Raw genomic sequence first — 16,415 nt, 5'->3', positions numbered from 1 at the left:
TCCATTCGTCTGTGTACAATCACTTCAATCACCAAGGGAATATCGAGAGCAGGCCCATCACACTTGCCATTCCGACGAAGAGAACGCGCCATATCCCGTTTCCGGGGCATGCGAAATCTCCAGAAATTCGCTTCAATCCATTCGTCTGTGTACAATCACTTCAATCACCAAGGGAATATCGAGAGCAGGCCCAGGTTCAAATCGCTACGCGACGCCGCTCTTCTCGAATGGCGCGAGTTGATTGCGGCCTGAGACCTGCTCGTCCGCGAATATCGGAGACGGGTTCGCATTCGTCTGACAGCACCCTGAGGTCTGCTCATCAGATAAAAACGGAGACTGGTTCGGGTCAGTCTGACGCCACCCCAGTAACCATTCCGATATTTCAAGATATTATGGTTTTTACTGTAAATTCGATTTGTAAACCAGCCCGTCAGTTTTTCATCCTAGGGCTGTATTAGCACGTCTTACTCAATTCGTGCTTAATTATTCCTGATCAGCAGGATGGGAACCGGGGAAAGTTCGGGTGAGTTCATATTCCTACCATAGCGTTATGCCGCACCGTGTGGCTGTCACGTGTTCCGAATGTGCAAGGGAAGCTGTTTTCAAATTCGCGGAACGCGTCACGATCAAGACGAACGATGACCTTCATTGGTTTGAAAAGTCGCAACACTTCGACTGCCTGAAACAGGCAGATACGAACGGGCAGTATTATCATTCAGCAATCTATTATCATGGGCTTATGGGCAACACCCTCCCGTTGATAAGCGATCTTCCGCGCGGCTACAAAATCGAGGATTGGGCACATTCCGAACACAAGTTCCGTCCCTTGAGCGACTGGCGGGGCACACTCGTCTGCGAGTCTTGTGGCAAACGCAGCAAGCACACCCTGGACTGGCCAAGGGAAGCCTATTTTCAAATTGAATATCGGAATCAGATTTTGTGGGCATTCGATCGCGCAAGCACCGCGGAGCTGATAGACTATATCTGCGCGTCGCAACGGAGACCGGATGATTTTATCTATTGGCCGTTCCTGATGAAAATTCCTCACGTCTTTCTGACAAGACAGGCGCGGGAGACGGTCGTGAAGCGTTTGAGAAAGAGACTGGCGTGAAATGGACACCGCAGTGAAATTGGTCGACGGGAATGAGATCAGCCTGATCTGCTGGCGGGAGTGGTATGATGGTCCGGTGTCCGGGCTCGCGCAATGGGAAGGCAGTGATGTCTGGTTCCGCCTCAAGAGCGATGCTGGGGAAGAGAGCCGGACCTATGAGCTTTTCGCACTTACGCCGGAGCAGGTCGCGGAATGCCTGGCCTGGTTTCAAGAAAAGCGCGAATGGTTCGAAACCCAAGCGCCGCAAATCCGGAAGATAAAACGCGACATTGCCGACACAGAAGAACAGGAACGCCTGATCGCAGTGCAAGGGTTGGCTTTACGGGAGTGGAATGGTCCCGAGATAGGCTCGCATGCCATTGCGCGGTTTACCGATGATCATGTGGGGGCTGGCTGGTTCGATGCTGAGCGGTGGTGTCCGTTGCAAGACGAACCAAATCCGACCTAGGAAAAGCCATTGTTTTACGTTGTGATAGACCGGATCTAGCTTATCGAGCATTTTATCAGGGGACTATTTTTATGAGATTTGTATTGCTTGCGGCATTGTCCATGTTCGCGCTGAGCAGTTACGCGGAAACCGCTTGCGACTTACCGGAAGACATGTGCGTGGCGCAGGAAGCGTTTGAAGCGGCCGACGCGCAAATGGAACAAACGCTTGAAGCTATCGAGACCAAGGTCGAGAACAACGAGTTCGAGGATTTCATGGTCGAGCCCGCTGACATCAGTGAAAGCCTGGAGCTGGGGCAGGCGGCCTGGTCGAACTATCGAGATACGCATTGCGCGGCTGTTTATCGCTTGATGAGTGGCGGCACCTCCCGCCATGAGGATGAGTTGAACTGCCTTACAGAGCTGACCGCGGCGCGGACCGCGCAATTGCAGTCGCTTTATGACGTAACGGCGGACACTGTGACGGACGATGATCTCAGCTGGCTGCACGGCGCCTGGTATGAGAGCTGTTCTTCCAGCGGTTTCGTTTTCCATTTTTTTGTCAGTAGCAACGGTGTCTTTGCAGATACGGCGCCGGAAGGCGGCTTTCCTGCCGATCCGAGCCAAATGCCTCCAGCAGAGATTCTACTGGGTTACGACGGGGTCGTTGAAATTACGCCATCTGGTTGGGATACCGGCTTTTTGCGGATCAAGTCAGGTGGTCAGGGCAACCTGATCGGTGAGTCGTATGAAACAGTTGATGGATCGACGATTCTGATCGACGAGTTCGAACTTTTTCAATGTCCGGATAATAAAAGTACGGATGAATGAGTATATCGGAAGATGATGTTCTAGGTGTTCTGAAACAGATCGAGACAGGCGATATAACGCTTGTGCCCGATTGCGATCCGCAAGAGCGCATCAAGGGCGATATTCTATACCGCGCCAGCAATGGCTGGACGATTGAAGTGTCCAATTGGAGCGGTGAGTTCGCAGGGATTGTGGAGATCGGCCTTCCGGATGGCAGGATTCTGGATATCGACCACCTTGATCGGTGCATGCCGGGGGTGGCCGAATACTTTCCCGGCAAAGACGTTGCTTGGCGCGCCTACCGTATGAAAGCAGTCGAGACAGGTTTCATCTATCTTTCCGATGACAAGCTTGGCCGGTTTGCGGATGCCAAAGAGGGGGCGGTGGTGTCCAACCCATCCCGCGAACCGCCATGGATAATTGTGGATTACAGCTTGCGGGATGTGACGGTCGCTCGCTGGCCAGGCCGGCTTTGGCTGGCGCAGGTTCTGGACAGGCTGGAGCCGCAGGATCATCGTGGAAACTATACGCGATGCGTTTCGGTAAAGATCGTCAGGGAGATGCCGACGCATAATCTGTTTGGTCCGTGTGGACAGCAGGTGGAGAAAGCCCTGCGCTTCGCAGGCGGCCTTGATCGCGGAGGTGCTGAAAGGCTCGCGAGTCATCGTCACCCGGACGCAGCAGAACTCACCTCTCAGGGCTGGCATCGCTGGCAAGCATTGGTGGCGGGAAAAGACAATAGGCCGGACCGGGACATGCGCGGGGTCGTGACAGCGGCGAATAATCAAAAATCACCTGTCGGCCACGGACTGTCTCTCGTTCATCGTGCTGTCTGGGATGCGGCCGAGCGAATTGACGGTGATGCGGCGTTTGAGGAAGATGAGGACGAGCGCTGGCTGATCGGGCCGTGGGCTGCTGCCGGCAGTGCCATGCTTGAAACAGTCTGGGGGCTCGGCGCGCCGGAACTGTTTGACGTGCCTGAGCGGGAAAAACTTCTGCGGGCATGGCAGAACAGGCCGGGGCATGACGAAGTTTGAATGTTGACCTCAAAGTATTTTATCGACGGCTCCATTCTTCCCAGTACGACTTGCAAAGATTTTCCAAAAATTCGATCGAATAGTCGGTGTGGTTCGCATCCCAGACTTTTGCGCTCTGTGTCCGGAGAATGAGATCGCCTCCGATAAAGTCTGACGGAAAGGCATGTTGAGCACATGTGACTTTCACAGTGCCATCATCATCTTTTGCTTCGAGGATTTGCAGATCAGTGGACATAATAAATTCCAGATCCGTCAGCGTTCTCGACTCCTTTGTCTCATGGTCTGGCCAGGTCACGAATTTGATCGGGCCGGAAATTTCGAGTTCGACATGAAATCCCTTTAATTCCGGAGAAATCCTTTGAGCCAGATACAGGATGCCAACTTCAAGAATGAGCTTGTCCTGCTTCAGTTCGTATTGCTTAATTCCGCCGTCGTGAAAGAGTGAGAAAAGACGCGCTATGTCGCTGCTACCTGTTATCATTTGAGGGTGACCTTTGTTCGGTGAGGCTTCATCATCACGTTCAGAGATGAGAATCGATCCAGATTTCTTGAGAGTAGACACCGTAACTTTCAGCTGCCCACATACCATTTCGGGTCATGACTTTCGGCATAAGCGGTCAATGCGCGCTGGTGGATCTTCAGATCTTTGTGCTTCTTCCCATCCGGAAAATGAATGCAGAAACAGCCTTCACCCACATGATCGATTGTGTACCGAACGTTTTGGTATTCGACATAGCCACCCCGCCCCTCATGCACGACATTTATTTTATCAGACATTGTCCGCCTCGTTATTCCAATACCTGCCACTCGGTGATCGAAGTCGCCGGGCGGATCTCCCAGTTCTCACCATCGCGGCTGCGGTAAGCCGCATAGGTCGTGCAGCATCCGCCTGCGCCCAATGCCTGGGTGCCAATTTCGATCTGGATATACTCCCCGTCAAATTCGAGGCGTTCTCTGACGCATTGTTGCGGTAAGGGGTAGGGTGCGGGCTCGAACAGGAGCGTCCAGGCTTCCGGTGCGCCGGCGGACGGCGCAGATTTGTACACCTTGCAGGATTTGATTCCGAAAAGAACGGGCTCGCCAGTTGCTAATGGAAGCTCGACGGTTGGTGTCGTGAACACCGGCTCAGCCGAAGGCGAGCTGTCAGTTTCCTGATTCGTTGGAGACACGGGTTCAGAGCAGGCGGTCACGGCCGCCATTAAGCCGATAAGGGTGATGAAGGGGATTGAGGGGCGCCATGACAGTATCTGTCGTTCACCCATCCGGTTATTGCGCTTCATCGCCATTCAGGATTATCCAATCAACTTTGCTGAAAATTCAATCTACGCTTCATCGCTGACAATCTGCCAGCCCAACGCCAAGGTGATCCGTTCGGCCAGACCGGTGCAGATATCTGCTGATTTTTGATCCCCTTTGGCCTCACATATCAGCGGGACATGGCCTTCAACACATCCTTGATGAAGCATACATGCGTGCAATCACTCTTCATCCTCCCAAATGAAGGCGCAGTCTTCGTCTTCCAGGAAAAGTTTCAGACGTGCTTTGTCGCCCGCAAATACATAAGTCTTGTCCGGCATGGGGACGGCATCATTCAAGACATCTCCAATAAAGCCTTTGATTGCCGAATTCATGACGGCTTTGGAGCTGTATGGCAGACCGGCTTCCAGATAAGTCGAGCGTTCCACATATTTTTGAAGGCTGGCAATAACGGCATCATCATGTGCGCCCATGCGCTTAAAACTAAAGCTGACATGATCGTTGAGAATGATCCTGAAGATGATCTCCACATGGTCTTGGTAAACATAGATATCTCGCGACATACCATAATAGGATTTGAGATAGGCACAGTCTTCAAAGTGCGTGATCAGTTCGCTCGATTTTGACATGATCACCCCGCAAACACACGGCTGAAGGCAATGATGGGTTTTGTGGTCATCCGGAATTTCGTGAAGAGGCCATCATCGGCGTCATACTCGTGTTCGAACAATGCGAATGCGTCTTCCGTCTTCATGGTGTCTTGAATCGCTTTCCTGATTTGGTCGTCGAGTTAGCCCGGAAAAGTTGACGAGATAAAGGCGCAGATCGCCATAATTTGTTACCTTTCAAGCGTGTATGAACGCTCGCAGGAGGGATGCATGTTCAGGCATTTTGATATAAATCCGGAAGCCTCTTGGAGTGACTATGCCCGTAATGGCGTTCTGGCGGACCATATCTACAATCTGGCCCTGTCCAGGGTGAACGAGCAGGATTGGGCCTATATCAATCCGGCGAGCGGGATTGGCATATTTGAAGATGCCGCAGGAAATTACCTGTGCCTTGAGACAGCGGATGAGGGGGCAACGAATGTCATACAGTCCATGCATTGCGGACTGGAAGGCGAGGCGCCTTCGGAGATGAAACAATTTATTGATCAGTTCGTGACGGATTTCGATCTGATCGTCACACTTAAAGAAGACACGTAACGCAACGCCGAATTCGATAGAGCAGCAAGGCGTCAGATCACCGGCTTGGGTGATGGAAGAGGGGGGATTCATTGAGCTTCAAAACATTTGTCACAGCCACATTACTTTTCCTGGGGACCGAGCGTGAAGGATAATATGGACAACGCGTCGCCCGAGCACGCTGTCGCCTATCTAAAGCGATGCGGGGTCGAAGCTGTGCAGACTGACTATGGATTTCGGGTTCTGCATCCGGAGTTCAGTGATCGCATTTTTGCCGATTGCGGCATGGACAATGACAGCTCCATTTCGCTGTCCGTGAATACGGATGAGTCGCCGCCAATCATTTGGTTTTTTCGCGTGGACTTCAAGGAAATGGCGAACTTCATCGCGCAGGCCTACGCACATTGTGGCGATGTAGCTCTCACACCAGCCGCAATAGTAAGTGCTATGCGCGCGCTTGAAAAAACTTATGACGATACAGCTCTACGCGAAATGACGGCAGCGTTTCTCGGTGAATTAGAGGACGATCAAGGGTCGGCGTAAAGCCATTGCGCTAACCGACATTTTTGAAGGACGAACGGAATTTGAAGGACTCAAAAACACAACTTCACAATAGAGCGGTCAATACGACTGACGTACACTCAACGTCATCCTTGTTCCGGCGCCTTTGGCCAGCGGCTGTGGCGACGGCCGCCTTCGCTGCACTGGCGCATGCCGCGCTTGTCGCCGTCGCTGCGAGGTCGTTCGGTCTGGAGCTCGCCTATATCGCAGTCCTCAGCTTTGTCGTGGCGCTGGTTGTCGCCCTGATCGGCGGGGCAGTTTTGCTCGCAATTGTCGGCGTATTGAGGCTGGGACTCACCTCATCCTTGCTGTTGTTTCTGATTGCTATTCAGGCGGTCGCCATCTGGCTGGAGTTCTATTTCTTCGAGCTCCAGAATGGCTGGGCCGATATATCCTGGCAATACGGGCTGATCTCTGTTCCCGCTTCGTTGGTCGCGTGGCACCAGTCAGTGTTTTACATTCATAAGCGTGCTTGAGGAGCAGCCCATGTCGAGATTTTGGATACTTGCCGCGACTGCCACATTTGGTGTTTGCCTCGCCGGCTGCGCAAAGGCTGAGCCGCCGGAAGCAATGGAAGAAGCGGCGACGGTGCAACCTGGAACAATAGAAGAAGCGGCGGCCGTGCAAGACAGCGCAGGATCTGACCCGTCCTTCGCAGAGCTGTCACCGGACGATTTTGATGACCCCGGTATGTATGACCGGCTCGTCTTCATCAATACCTTCTCAGAACGCCTGAGAAGCGGTGCTCCGGTGGCGGACATGATGGCACCCACTTTCTTCTTCGTATACGCGGAACAACATGAATGTGCGGGCTACACGACAGGGTTTGAGCCTTCGATGACAGCCAGTGATGTCGACAGACGTTTCATGTTTTCGGCGACCTTTGCATGGGATGGGGGCGACTGCGACGTCCCATCCGATCCCAACATGGTTCTGCCGTTTCATCTCTCCGATACGGTTTCCAGCTGGGACCGGGTAGATATTGAGGCCGTGGATGCCAACTACACCGTGTTCAGCCTGATGGACCCAAGCCGCCATGATTATGTGTTGTTGAATACGGAGCCCTCTGGTGACACCTACGAGATCACCCAGATCGATTACCGTTGGGAGTACAGGTGATGCACAGAACGAGTGACGTATGTTTTGCGCAATTGTGCACGCAGCGGGCGGCCACGAGGCCCAATGGTGTTTTTTTGATCGATAGAGATGCCTGATGACAGAGTTGGTTGTCACCGTCGATAAACCTCGCCCTGACTTTCGGGTGTTTGTCGACCTTATGTATGGTCCGGACCGCAACGTGGACACTGAAGGTGACGCTATCAACGTGTGGAGCCGGGACTGGCGCGAGCTTTACATTCGCGACCGCGAGCATGATACGCCTCGCGTGGAAATATACGCCGCACCGGAACAGCCGCTGAAATTTGCCGTTATATCGGATGACGCCGAGCTTGCGGAACTCGTGGCACTCTATCTGTATTTGTCTTGCGGAGCGGTGATTGAGCGAAATGGACACGCTTTTTCGGCGGAAGAAATATTACGCCTGAAAAAGAAGTACACAGATGAGGTTACTCGAGCTGCGAATTCTATCTGGCACCAGTCCGGTATCGACAATCCTTTTCCGAATTTAGCGCCAGGTCAGTCATGAGCAAGAACCCACGAGAGCAAGACCGCCGTACCGCACGCAAGATAGCGCAGGCAAAGACTGCTTACATGAGCAACGCCAAATGGCGGAAGCTGTTTTCTGCTTTGCACGATTTGCCAGGTGGGTGCCCTGTGGTGGGGATCAAACTGATCAGTCATCCTACTGTACTCAGCGTGCCTACGCCTGGGCCGGATTTCGAGTTTGAAGATCATTTCGGCGAATGCGGCGGTGTTTCTTGTGTGCCATTCTCGCATATCGATTTTGTGGGCGTTTCCAATTTTCGTGCCACGAATTCGGAGCTGATCCAGCACCTCAATGCGTTTGGGAAATGGCCAGTCACGGAGGCCGACGAAGGCATCCTCATTCAAGGCTATGAATGGAGTTGAATGCAGCGATGGCACTGGATGTTCACGCGTATAGAGGTGGCCGCATGGGACGGCTTTTGTATCAGATCGATGACCAAGCCTATGGTGTCCTTCAACCGGCCTTTGACAGGTTCCGGCAACGCACCGGAAGTTTCGTGGATCCGTATGGAGATCTTATCGTGGATGCGCAGCTTTCTGTTCTGATTTCCGAAATTGCAAAACTGAAAGTAGAAACGGATCTGTTGACCGTGCTTGAAGCATGCAGAAACGAGTGCGGGGCGATTGTCTTCGTTGGGGATTGAGGAATGAAAAAGATCTATGATCTCGCCGTCACACTCGCGCAAGATCCTGCGCAAGTTGCTGACGCGCAGGCGCTGACTCTTGATGACGCGCGGCCGGGGTTCGGCCTCAAGGGCGCCTATGGGCTGTTTGGAAGTGACGAATGGTGGGGGAATCTGAAGACCGGCCGTATGCCTACAGTCATTTATGAGGGCGAAATCGAAAGCCTTCAGTTTGAGGGCATGCATAATGAGGGGCGCTCATTCACACTCCGGCTTACGGATGGTGGAAGCTACACATACAGCTGCGTGGCCAACGAAAAATCCGACATGGGAGCCTATGCGGTAGGGCGCAAAGTGCGTGTGACGGCCTATTCGGAACCCATGAAAAGCGGTTCGGATCTGGAGTTCGTCTGGATGGTGGAGATCGATTGTGACTGACGCTCGCATCTTGCGCTTGTGCGTCCGATTCTATCCTCCGAGCCAGGGTGGCCGGATAGCCCTGCCAGACCTCTCAGGCGGCGAATACCGCCCGCACCTGGTTTCGGACGAAGAGGTGGACCCGGATTACCTGGGCGTGCAGTTCGTCGCGTGCGCTGATCCGGTGGATTTTGGCGTCGATTTGCGGGTGAGCGTCCGGCTGCCCTATGGCGGGGTCGACTATTCCGGTCTTGTCCCGGGCCGCGCATTCACGATCAGGGAAGGCGCACGAGCGGTGGGGGAGGGGCATGTCGTATCTTGCTAAGCAGTTGTCAGAGTGGACGGACATCGACGTCGCCGCTTGGCACCTCGCCATCTCACTGGGCTTGATGCAACCGCCACAGCCGGATGCACCGGCGTTTGCTTTCGGTGGCCGGAAGGACCTTTTCTGGACCAGCAATCCGCTTGGCGATCTGATGTTCCGGTTGCTTGATGACCTGCAGACTCTGGGCGCTGTTGAGGTACACCCAAAGGACGACCATCTGCTCCGTTGGAATTCCGTTTATCAGAGTCCGGACCGCTGATCCGGGACATGGGTATGTAAGACCAACCACCAAATTAATGCTTGGGTTGGCATTGTCAAAGGAACCGGACTTGAGGTGGACAATCTTGGCATATAGCCTCGGAGAATGGCTAGATCACCGTTCCGCTACTTCAAGACGTCACCGGAGATTATCCAACTTGCTCTGATGATGTATTTCCGATTTCCACTGTCACTACGCAATGTCGAGGACCTGCTCCACGAGCGCGGGATAGACGTCTGCCATGAGACGGTCCGGCATTGGGTTGATCGGCTCGGGATTTATTTCGTGCACAAGAGCCGCAAACGTCGCTCTACTCGAATCGTGGCAGTATCTCTCTTACTGTAGACTATCTGTTCCAGCGCCCCTCCCACCTTTGCGAAGAACCGCCAGAAATTGATGAACACTGAAGACGCACTCGCCCTGATTGACCATGAGTATGAGGCCAATGACGGCCTGCTCATCAAGTTTCGCTTGAGCAACGATGTCGAAACCGAACGACTCGAACGGTTTCATGAGGCCCTTCAAACGCTCGCTGTACATTATGACCAGCAAACGCATATCGAGAGCGACGTGGCGTATAAAATCATGTCCTTTCGGGACACATTATCAGCGAGTGCCAGCCACTGGAAAGTCTCCCGCCCCGAGGGCCTGACCATCCAGATGACCTCGAAGCTCATAATTGCCCTGAGCGGAGTCTTCGCCGGTCATGGGACCTCACAGGCAAACCCGAACAAGCTGAACGGTACCATCCAGCAAAAATGGCGCGAAGGCTTTGTGGTCGGCTATGATTGCATTGCCTATGGCGACGAGCAAATCGTCTTCGCGAATGCCTACAGCGTCTACGATCCGAATACCCATGAGACGACGCTCTACTGGTCGCCTCTCTGCGATACGACCGTCGCCTCGCTTCTCAAATATAATGACGATATCTGGACCGAGGTCGATATCTTCCGCGATCCCTTCGAGTTTGAAGGCCAGAAGATCGTCTTCGGTGATGGTGGCATGGGCAATGAAGGCTACATCGCCTCCGTGACGCCGGACAATGATCTCAACTGGAGCCTGTTCTTCACCAATTCTAACCCGATCATGCGCGCAGAAATGCGCGGCCGGACGATAGTGGCCTATGGCGAGACGGGCTTTATCGCCCACATCAACATCGACAATCCGGCGGACATCTCCGTCACTCATGAAAACTCGATCAGAGACACGTGACCGCCGGTGTACCGCTACATCCAGATCAGCAGTGACCCGGTCTACTCCCAAAGCCTTCCGCGGCAGCAGATTGAAAACAGTCTGCGCGCATTGCCGGAGACAGTCGCAGACCGCCTTCCTGCTAACTGAAGAGGACTGGCCAGAGCAAGCTCCCGGCTTGGCAAAGGACCTTTATTCCGTGCTAAGGCAGTCGCTTGAGGCCTGGTGCGTTGAGAACAATGCCAAACTGGTTATCAATGAGACCAGCATTGTCTTCTGAACCGGGCCAATTTTTCTAGTGGAGTTTCATCGCATGCCGAGTGGAAAACAGATTCTCCTATCTCAGCTGACCGAATACTCGCAGCGCCGAACCGCTGAGGATGAGATTGTAACCGCCAGTGAACGGATCAAGGCCGGCCTGCTCCTGCACGGGTCTACCTCACACCAGATGTGGAAAACAGTTTCTCATCTCGCATGGGTCCAAAGTCACAATCATACGGAAGGCCGACCGCCCTACCTTGAAAGGCAAGGATTGGGGCTTGGGAAGTCTGGCCTTCTTCTGAGTGATTTGTTCGAAGCCCTCACCGATGATCCGGCAATAGCCGAGGCGCTCGCAACCGATGACCCGAAATTGTCGAAGGACAGCGTACAGGCAGGCTTGCATGTGATCTGGCTGCTCCTCAAGGCGCTGGAATGGTCGAAAGCCCATGAGGCGGTCGAGATTGATGGGAGTTTCAGTGAAGATCGCAAGACGCAGCTGATCGAGAGCTATGTCGATAAACTGAAGGCGTTTGAAGAAAATCCGGATGATTTTTCATGAGATGGCGCTGGTAGGTCTGCAGCACCTCCCTGGCTTTCCTGCATTCATCCATGCGAATTCAGGGCCTCTTCCATAAAGCAATCGGGGGCGGGCTGGTTCGGTTTAACCCGGATCTTCGCTTCGATATTCGAGCCTGTCTATGCGGAGCTCATCTTCTTCACCGGCAAGTTGGACGACCAGATAGTCAGACACGCCGCGTCCTTCGATGGATCCCCGATACGGATCGTCTTCGTACTGATACACTTCAAACCTGTCCCAGTCGGCCAGCATTTTCTGGAGGTCAAACGTGATTTCAGATTTCGAAACTGGCTTGCGTTCACATGCCCAACCGTCGCCGTCATTTGTGACTTCCAGGCGGAACGGCCCGTCAACGCGACTGGCGGGGAGTGCATCAAGCACGCCATCCGTATTTCCGTCGCACCGGTTGTCGACGTGGTAGACGAAGGTGAATTCGGGGGCCATGAAGGCTGAGACAGGCTGTCCGTTCTCGAGGCGCCCGGACAAATCCGTCAGAAAGACGAGCGGTGCGTTTGCTTTCGCAACTGGCTCGGCATTGTCTGTTTGAGATGTCGGCGTGTCGCTTCCGGTTGTGGCTGTGGTCACAGTGTTTGTCGTTTGCGGCTCATGACATGCGGCAAGCGACAGGGCGACCGTCAGGACAAGAGCGCTCGGCAGGTCGATGAGCTTGATCCAGGACATGTTCAGGCCTCCACCCAGTCTATATGGTCAATCGCAGTGCTACGCGGCTTTCCGGACAGGCGCTCATATGTGTCGAGGAGCGTATCGAGCTTCTTGCGATTGCAGGCCGGGCAGAAGGCCCGCTGTCTTGAACCGATCGGCTTTATGAGCCCCATCGCGCCGCACTTGTCGCACGCATCCTCGGCATAGTTGGCCAGAAGATGCGGCACCGCTTTTTCACACCCCTCCGGCAGATACCGTTCGAGCTCCGCATAGAATTCAAAAGGGTGATGGAACGGGTTGATGTGGATATAGCGGAGCTTGCTGAAAGCCTGAAAATCCGCCGCGTTGAACACCGTCTTCTTGCTGAAGAATTTCAGGTGTTCGAGGTTTGTCAGGGTGAACAGCGCGTCAATGTCCGGCAGCACGCTGCCACGTCCATGAAGGTCGCCTTCAATCGCAAACTCGCGGAGGTTTGGAAGCGTGGCGAGGGCACTGATATCACTGAGCTTCAGCAGCTCTGACAGGAACAGGCTCTCAAGCTGCGCCATGCCGCTCAGGAATGACAGGTCGGCCTGCTTCTTCACGTCGTAGAGGATGAGGTATTTGAGCGCCGAAAGCGGTGCCAGAGACGGCCAATCCTCCTGGTTGTCATGGCTGATCTGCATCACTTCCAGCTTTGGCAGCCGGGACAGGCTATCGAGCAGCTCAGCCGAAAACGTGTTCCTGCCCAGCCCGACATACCGAACCGATTTAAACTCAGGCAGAAGATGCAAATTCTTCGCCTTCGACCCGAAGCTGATCAGCTCCGCCTGCGGGTCAAGTTCCGCGAAATCGCCAACCGAAACCTCTCCCTCGTACACGCCGAGATACGGCATTTCGTAGCCACCATTTATTCTGGTGGTGAACGTCTTCATCGTCATCGTCCTCTGGTCCCCCTGATCCTATCCATGCGCCGCTCTAGTCAGCCAGGTTCGGAAAGACCTTGGACGCGACCTCGTAATCGACCCCCATGCGGCCTCTCCAGCCGGCCAGCGGATGCACGATATCGGAGCGTGCGGGCTGGCCATCCGTCTCAGGATCGCTCGGAAGAACGCCCGTGACAGCGAGTGTCTGAAGCATGCCGTAGCGCTTGTACTTGTCGGCCTTGGGCAGAAGTTTGAGAGACGCGATACGCTTTTCCAGCTGGCCGGGCGTTTCATCTTCACTCGCATCATTGATCGCGCGCAGTAGCGCGGATAACCGCGCAATCTGCTCCTTCGTGACCTCCGGCGGCTCGAATGTGGAAGCCTCCTCCAGCTCCGGCAGGAAGTTCGTGGGCGTCTCATTCCAGCTATGGCCGAGATAATAGGTGTAGAGCGCATGGGTCCTGTCGAAGACGCTCTGCTTAGGCAGGCCGCAGACATCGCAATTCAAATGGCGCTGCGATGGCGCAAACGCATGCGCTTCGAGCCCCGACATGAAGTGAAAACTCATCAGCGTTTGCCGGTAGCGCGGAAGATCGCCGGACAGACCCTTGATGAAAAAGCGCGAACAGGACTGCCAGGTGAGGCTGGTACTCTCTCTGAGCTTCAGGAACGCGCCAAGCAATTCGTCATGGCTCAGCGTCTGGAAATTGTTCGGCTGCAGATTGTGCTGGCGAAGCAGATCGGCGTCATCCGGGCTTAAGCAGTCCGTCTTGTATCCGATCTCACCAAAGTACTTTTTGCTATAATCGGTATTGTCATAACTGTAGACAGTCTTGAGCAATTGGAGAGTTTTCGACAGTTTCTTGTACGGCATAGTCTTCTTCTTAACGGGCAATGCGACAGAATTTCGACAAGTCTTGGCCGACAATCAAAACACTACAGGTGAACATGCTATGACGACATTCCAGTTTCGGGCGAAATGGAAGGAAGAACTCGTCGTCACCGCCTCAGGCGGCAGTTTCATTCTCGACCTGACCATGAGGGTCGTCCGCGCCACCTGATCGAAGGCGTGTCTGGCATTTCAAGGAGAGGAAATCATGGCGCTCACAGAACAGAACCTGACCACCGTCAGAACTGATTTCTCCGAGGAAGACATCCCCAGGGTCATGGCGGAACTGGACCGGATCACCACTGCCGAGACCATGGATTCCGAGCACAATCGCAACAACGCCATCGGCGCCATTCTGAGTTTGAGCAAGGGCGATCTCGGGGAACTGAAAAATCTCGTCACCGCCGCAAAGACCTATTTCCGGGATGTGATCTACTGGTGGTATCTGGAAAACAAGAAGGCCACGCACCCTGAGTGAGCCGGCAGAGCGAGGCATTCGAATGACTGAAGACATCAAGACCGTCCACGAAGGCTTTTATTCTTCGCCTTCTCCGGAAGTGCCGGAGCATTTGTAAAGCGGGAAACGCTCGCTCGTGTCCCAGATCATGTCCGTGGCATCGCGCCTTGCCAGGATCGCATCGGCTTGCCCCGACCCGACTGGCTTCAGGCGCAGTTCGGAGTTCAGCCAGTTCTGCGGACGAAACCGGGTATGCCCCTTTGACATGCCTTCGACATGTACGCGTCCCCTGCGTGGTGGATTGCTCTGAGCCTGGGCTTCCATGCCGGTCAGACCTTCAATGCCATCTGCTGAAACGATGAAACTGATCATGACATCCTTTGTCTCGCAGCTCCGGTACCAGGTGCCGTCAATCCAGCCATATTGCTCCAGCACCGACGGCTCTGGCCCGCAGGAGGCGAGAGCGGCCGTCGCAGCAACAGCAATGATCGCGTGCTTATGCCAGGCAAGTTTCGTCATGCGCCGCGCCAGATCATTGCGTCGCCGCAACCGGATCGATCTTGTACAGTCTACAAAGCGGGTGTTCGGCGCCGTCATAAAAATAGTCTGACCCTTCCCAGCCTTCCTGAAGCGGTTTGGCACAGACCGGATGATCGAGAAAACTCGGATCGTCCTCGCTGCCACCCTTCGCCTCCCATTCTGTGACCAGCTGCGGAAACTGAAGCCCGAAGGTCTCAAGTTCGTCCCAGTAATATCGTGACTTGAAAACGATTGGTTCGGCGTCCGTGCCATAAGAATCGTAAAGCCGAGAGAGATCGCTGGCATGGGCTTCGCAATCCTCTATTTCCGCTTCTTGAAGGGCCTGATCACCCTCTTGCAGCCAATAGTCAAAGCAATGCTGGGGCGGCTTATAATCCGGGTTCTGTTGCCACCCCAGGCGTGCGAACGTTTGTTGCGCTCCCAAATCCTCGATTAGCTGTCTTGCTGCCTCATCAGCTCTTGCGACGAAGTCGCCTCTGGGTGAATTCGATACAGAGCTGTTGTGCTCTGCACTTGATTGCGTGCTGTTTTCGTTTGTTCCCACTTCAGGCGACGAACATGACACCATAAAACAGATGAGCGCCAATCCGACGACGTCTCTATTCAAGCCACTGAATTTCAGCAAATTTCGCATACATCCCTCCACTGATCAGAAAAGGTTGAAACAATATTTTCGGGCGAAATCAGGGCATAGGGGCTTGGCAGTGGAACAGGCCGATTGAGCGGGCGGCGTGATCAGGCCAGCCTATCTAAATTCCCCGAAATCCAATCGCTTTTTCAAGACATCGCCGGAAATCATCCCAGCTTGCGGTCATGATGTCTGTCTGATTTCCCTGTCATTGCGAAACGTTGAGGACCTGCTGGTCCGCAAATAGCACAGACTGGTTTACATTGGACTGACAGCATCTCCGGCCTGATCTTTCGGGTATTTCACTCCATTTCGGAGCGCTGTGATATGTGCGTCGGAACAGGGTTTTCCGGGGAACGGTCGCAGGTTTGGATGCGGTTTAACGGGGCCGTTGATACTGTTTCGCGGGCGGGCTGGGTGAACGTAGACCGAATGGGGTTCGTTCGCTCCGCGCGTTCAGTTCAAAGTGGAGCTTTGTCTGCCAACTTCTTAACTTTTGGGTGATATGTGCGTCGGAACAGGGTTTTCCGGGGAACGGTCGCAGGTTTGGATGCGGTTTAACGGGGCCGTTGATACTGTTTCGCGGGCGGGCTGGGTGAACGTAGACCGAATGGGGTTCGTTCGCTCCG

27 protein-coding genes and 2 pseudogenes are annotated in these 16,415 nt (G+C 54.1%); 19 read left to right on the top strand and 10 right to left on the bottom strand.

Annotated features, from left to right (window positions below):
- From HY29_RS19900 to HY29_RS14015, 5 genes and pseudogenes are all read left to right on the top strand, one after another.
- Positions 1-252, top strand: a pseudogene (locus HY29_RS19900) (hypothetical protein); the annotation flags it as partial.
- Between the two features lie 271 nt (positions 253-523).
- Positions 524-1,111, top strand: a complete 588-nt coding sequence (locus HY29_RS14030; protein WP_155838350.1) for a hypothetical protein — start codon at positions 524-526, stop codon at positions 1,109-1,111.
- A 1-nt stretch (position 1,112) separates the two neighbouring features.
- Entirely contained in the window at positions 1,113-1,559 is a 447-nt protein-coding gene (locus HY29_RS14025; RefSeq protein ID WP_034798038.1) for a hypothetical protein, read from the top strand.
- A 71-nt stretch (positions 1,560-1,630) separates the two neighbouring features.
- Positions 1,631-2,368: a lysozyme inhibitor LprI family protein gene (locus HY29_RS14020; RefSeq protein WP_034798036.1), complete on the top strand. Its 738-nt coding sequence runs from the start codon at positions 1,631-1,633 to the stop codon at positions 2,366-2,368.
- Positions 2,365-3,384 (top strand): hypothetical protein, encoded by a 1,020-nt coding sequence (locus HY29_RS14015; protein WP_034798034.1) that lies wholly within the window; start codon positions 2,365-2,367, stop codon positions 3,382-3,384. Before HY29_RS14020 ends, HY29_RS14015 begins: the two co-directional genes overlap by 4 nt.
- 19 nt (positions 3,385-3,403) lie before the next feature.
- Here the strand turns inward: HY29_RS14015 and HY29_RS14010 are convergent, their stop codons facing one another.
- The 5 genes from HY29_RS14010 to HY29_RS19830 form a co-directional block, all read right to left on the bottom strand.
- A complete protein-coding gene (locus HY29_RS14010; protein ID WP_155838349.1) occupies positions 3,404-3,946 on the bottom strand; it encodes a hypothetical protein in 543 nt (180 codons plus the stop codon).
- Between the two features lie 8 nt (positions 3,947-3,954).
- A complete protein-coding gene (locus HY29_RS14005) occupies positions 3,955-4,161 on the bottom strand; it encodes a hypothetical protein (RefSeq protein WP_034798030.1) in 207 nt (68 codons plus the stop codon).
- A gap of 11 nt (positions 4,162-4,172) precedes the next feature.
- Positions 4,173-4,670, bottom strand: coding sequence for a hypothetical protein (locus HY29_RS14000; protein WP_034798029.1), 498 nt, complete (start codon positions 4,668-4,670; stop codon positions 4,173-4,175).
- Between the two features lie 192 nt (positions 4,671-4,862).
- Entirely contained in the window at positions 4,863-5,270 is a 408-nt protein-coding gene (locus HY29_RS19385) for a hypothetical protein (protein ID WP_034798027.1), read from the bottom strand.
- A 2-nt stretch (positions 5,271-5,272) separates the two neighbouring features.
- On the bottom strand, positions 5,273-5,395 hold the full coding sequence (locus HY29_RS19830) for a hypothetical protein (protein ID WP_277813024.1): 123 nt from the start codon (positions 5,393-5,395) through the stop codon (positions 5,273-5,275).
- Positions 5,396-5,519: 124 nt separating this feature from the next.
- On the opposite strand from HY29_RS19830, the gene HY29_RS13990 reads away from it, so the two are divergent.
- From HY29_RS13990 to HY29_RS13935, 13 genes and pseudogenes are all read left to right on the top strand, one after another.
- The gene (locus HY29_RS13990; RefSeq protein ID WP_034798025.1) at positions 5,520-5,846 is read left to right on the top strand and encodes a hypothetical protein; all 327 of its coding nucleotides are present in this window, start codon (positions 5,520-5,522) and stop codon (positions 5,844-5,846) included.
- A 123-nt stretch (positions 5,847-5,969) separates the two neighbouring features.
- Positions 5,970-6,368 carry a hypothetical protein gene (locus HY29_RS13985; RefSeq protein ID WP_155838348.1) on the top strand — a complete coding sequence of 133 codons (399 nt, stop codon included), beginning with the start codon at positions 5,970-5,972 and terminating at the stop codon, positions 6,366-6,368.
- A 137-nt stretch (positions 6,369-6,505) separates the two neighbouring features.
- Entirely contained in the window at positions 6,506-6,862 is a 357-nt protein-coding gene (locus HY29_RS13980; RefSeq protein ID WP_155838347.1) for a hypothetical protein, read from the top strand.
- A gap of 10 nt (positions 6,863-6,872) precedes the next feature.
- Positions 6,873-7,505 carry a hypothetical protein gene (locus tag HY29_RS13975; RefSeq protein ID WP_034798019.1) on the top strand — a complete coding sequence of 211 codons (633 nt, stop codon included), beginning with the start codon at positions 6,873-6,875 and terminating at the stop codon, positions 7,503-7,505.
- 94 nt (positions 7,506-7,599) lie between these two features.
- Positions 7,600-8,031 carry a hypothetical protein gene (locus tag HY29_RS13970; RefSeq protein WP_034798017.1) on the top strand — a complete coding sequence of 144 codons (432 nt, stop codon included), beginning with the start codon at positions 7,600-7,602 and terminating at the stop codon, positions 8,029-8,031.
- A 65-nt stretch (positions 8,032-8,096) separates the two neighbouring features.
- A complete protein-coding gene (locus HY29_RS13965; protein ID WP_034798015.1) occupies positions 8,097-8,414 on the top strand; it encodes a hypothetical protein in 318 nt (105 codons plus the stop codon).
- A gap of 44 nt (positions 8,415-8,458) precedes the next feature.
- Positions 8,459-8,695: a hypothetical protein gene (locus HY29_RS13960; protein WP_162176731.1), complete on the top strand. Its 237-nt coding sequence runs from the start codon at positions 8,459-8,461 to the stop codon at positions 8,693-8,695.
- 3 nt (positions 8,696-8,698) lie between these two features.
- Positions 8,699-9,112, top strand: coding sequence for a hypothetical protein (locus HY29_RS13955; RefSeq protein WP_034798011.1), 414 nt, complete (start codon positions 8,699-8,701; stop codon positions 9,110-9,112).
- Positions 9,105-9,416 carry a hypothetical protein gene (locus tag HY29_RS19230; protein WP_155838345.1) on the top strand — a complete coding sequence of 104 codons (312 nt, stop codon included), beginning with the start codon at positions 9,105-9,107 and terminating at the stop codon, positions 9,414-9,416. Before HY29_RS13955 ends, HY29_RS19230 begins: the two co-directional genes overlap by 8 nt.
- Positions 9,400-9,675: a hypothetical protein gene (locus HY29_RS13945; RefSeq protein ID WP_034798008.1), complete on the top strand. Its 276-nt coding sequence runs from the start codon at positions 9,400-9,402 to the stop codon at positions 9,673-9,675. The genes HY29_RS19230 and HY29_RS13945 overlap by 17 nt, the downstream gene beginning before the upstream one ends.
- A 105-nt stretch (positions 9,676-9,780) precedes the next feature.
- Positions 9,781-9,990 (top strand): annotated as a pseudogene (locus HY29_RS19735) (IS6 family transposase); the annotation flags it as partial.
- Between the two features lie 81 nt (positions 9,991-10,071).
- Positions 10,072-10,887 (top strand): hypothetical protein, encoded by an 816-nt coding sequence (locus HY29_RS13940; RefSeq protein WP_034798007.1) that lies wholly within the window; start codon positions 10,072-10,074, stop codon positions 10,885-10,887.
- A 292-nt stretch (positions 10,888-11,179) separates the two neighbouring features.
- Entirely contained in the window at positions 11,180-11,686 is a 507-nt protein-coding gene (locus HY29_RS13935; RefSeq protein WP_034798005.1) for a hypothetical protein, read from the top strand.
- A 102-nt stretch (positions 11,687-11,788) separates the two neighbouring features.
- Here the strand turns inward: HY29_RS13935 and HY29_RS13930 are convergent, their stop codons facing one another.
- Genes HY29_RS13930 through HY29_RS13920 form a run of 3 tightly spaced genes read right to left on the bottom strand, consistent with a single transcriptional unit; the run spans position 11,789 to position 14,146 of the window.
- Entirely contained in the window at positions 11,789-12,385 is a 597-nt protein-coding gene (locus HY29_RS13930; protein WP_034798002.1) for a hypothetical protein, read from the bottom strand.
- Between the two features lie 2 nt (positions 12,386-12,387).
- A complete protein-coding gene (locus HY29_RS13925) occupies positions 12,388-13,281 on the bottom strand; it encodes a hypothetical protein (protein WP_155838344.1) in 894 nt (297 codons plus the stop codon).
- A 43-nt stretch (positions 13,282-13,324) separates the two neighbouring features.
- Positions 13,325-14,146 carry a hypothetical protein gene (locus HY29_RS13920; RefSeq protein ID WP_034797998.1) on the bottom strand — a complete coding sequence of 274 codons (822 nt, stop codon included), beginning with the start codon at positions 14,144-14,146 and terminating at the stop codon, positions 13,325-13,327.
- 223 nt (positions 14,147-14,369) lie between these two features.
- Between HY29_RS13920 and HY29_RS13915 the strand changes: the two genes are divergently transcribed.
- Positions 14,370-14,639: a hypothetical protein gene (locus HY29_RS13915; protein WP_034797995.1), complete on the top strand. Its 270-nt coding sequence runs from the start codon at positions 14,370-14,372 to the stop codon at positions 14,637-14,639.
- A 57-nt stretch (positions 14,640-14,696) separates the two neighbouring features.
- Here HY29_RS13915 and HY29_RS13910 read toward each other — a convergent pair whose 3' ends face one another.
- Both HY29_RS13910 and HY29_RS13905 read right to left on the bottom strand, forming a co-directional pair.
- On the bottom strand, positions 14,697-15,137 hold the full coding sequence (locus HY29_RS13910; RefSeq protein WP_155838343.1) for a hypothetical protein: 441 nt from the start codon (positions 15,135-15,137) through the stop codon (positions 14,697-14,699).
- Between the two features lie 13 nt (positions 15,138-15,150).
- Positions 15,151-15,792 (bottom strand): hypothetical protein, encoded by a 642-nt coding sequence (locus tag HY29_RS13905; protein ID WP_155838342.1) that lies wholly within the window; start codon positions 15,790-15,792, stop codon positions 15,151-15,153.
- Positions 15,793-16,415: the final 623 nt, after the last annotated feature.

It is taken from the genome of Hyphomonas beringensis (assembly GCF_000682755.1).
Classification (GTDB): Bacteria; Pseudomonadota; Alphaproteobacteria; order Caulobacterales; family Hyphomonadaceae; genus Hyphomonas; species Hyphomonas beringensis.
Note: the sequence above shows the minus strand (reverse complement) of the source record. Positions and strands in the feature narration are given on the sequence as shown.

Bases quoted from the DNA above. Each gene is read 5' to 3' on its own strand.
- HY29_RS13930 (WP_034798002.1), bottom strand. From the start codon at position 12,385: ATGTCCTGGATCAAGCTCATCGACCTGCCGAGCGCTCTTGTCCTGACG.
- HY29_RS13970 (WP_034798017.1), top strand. From the start codon at position 7,600: ATGACAGAGTTGGTTGTCACCGTCGATAAACCTCGCCCTGACTTTCGG.
- HY29_RS14025 (WP_034798038.1), top strand. From the start codon at position 1,113: ATGGACACCGCAGTGAAATTGGTCGACGGGAATGAGATCAGCCTGATC.
- HY29_RS14020 (WP_034798036.1), top strand. From the start codon at position 1,631: ATGAGATTTGTATTGCTTGCGGCATTGTCCATGTTCGCGCTGAGCAGT.
- HY29_RS13935 (WP_034798005.1), top strand. From the start codon at position 11,180: ATGCCGAGTGGAAAACAGATTCTCCTATCTCAGCTGACCGAATACTCG.
- HY29_RS13945 (WP_034798008.1), top strand. From the start codon at position 9,400: ATGTCGTATCTTGCTAAGCAGTTGTCAGAGTGGACGGACATCGACGTC.
- HY29_RS13960 (WP_162176731.1), top strand. From the start codon at position 8,459: ATGGGACGGCTTTTGTATCAGATCGATGACCAAGCCTATGGTGTCCTT.
- HY29_RS13955 (WP_034798011.1), top strand. From the start codon at position 8,699: ATGAAAAAGATCTATGATCTCGCCGTCACACTCGCGCAAGATCCTGCG.
- HY29_RS13920 (WP_034797998.1), bottom strand. From the start codon at position 14,146: ATGCCGTACAAGAAACTGTCGAAAACTCTCCAATTGCTCAAGACTGTC.
- HY29_RS13925 (WP_155838344.1), bottom strand. From the start codon at position 13,281: ATGAAGACGTTCACCACCAGAATAAATGGTGGCTACGAAATGCCGTAT.
- HY29_RS13990 (WP_034798025.1), top strand. From the start codon at position 5,520: ATGTTCAGGCATTTTGATATAAATCCGGAAGCCTCTTGGAGTGACTAT.
- HY29_RS19385 (WP_034798027.1), bottom strand. From the start codon at position 5,270: ATGTCAAAATCGAGCGAACTGATCACGCACTTTGAAGACTGTGCCTAT.
- HY29_RS13965 (WP_034798015.1), top strand. From the start codon at position 8,097: ATGAGCAACGCCAAATGGCGGAAGCTGTTTTCTGCTTTGCACGATTTG.
- HY29_RS13905 (WP_155838342.1), bottom strand. From the start codon at position 15,792: ATGCGAAATTTGCTGAAATTCAGTGGCTTGAATAGAGACGTCGTCGGA.
- HY29_RS14005 (WP_034798030.1), bottom strand. From the start codon at position 4,161: ATGTCTGATAAAATAAATGTCGTGCATGAGGGGCGGGGTGGCTATGTC.
- HY29_RS19830 (WP_277813024.1), bottom strand. From the start codon at position 5,395: ATGAAGACGGAAGACGCATTCGCATTGTTCGAACACGAGTATGACGCC.
- HY29_RS13940 (WP_034798007.1), top strand. From the start codon at position 10,072: ATGAACACTGAAGACGCACTCGCCCTGATTGACCATGAGTATGAGGCC.
- HY29_RS14000 (WP_034798029.1), bottom strand. From the start codon at position 4,670: ATGGCGATGAAGCGCAATAACCGGATGGGTGAACGACAGATACTGTCA.
- HY29_RS13915 (WP_034797995.1), top strand. From the start codon at position 14,370: ATGGCGCTCACAGAACAGAACCTGACCACCGTCAGAACTGATTTCTCC.
- HY29_RS14015 (WP_034798034.1), top strand. From the start codon at position 2,365: ATGAGTATATCGGAAGATGATGTTCTAGGTGTTCTGAAACAGATCGAG.
- HY29_RS13975 (WP_034798019.1), top strand. From the start codon at position 6,873: ATGTCGAGATTTTGGATACTTGCCGCGACTGCCACATTTGGTGTTTGC.
- HY29_RS13910 (WP_155838343.1), bottom strand. From the start codon at position 15,137: ATGACGAAACTTGCCTGGCATAAGCACGCGATCATTGCTGTTGCTGCG.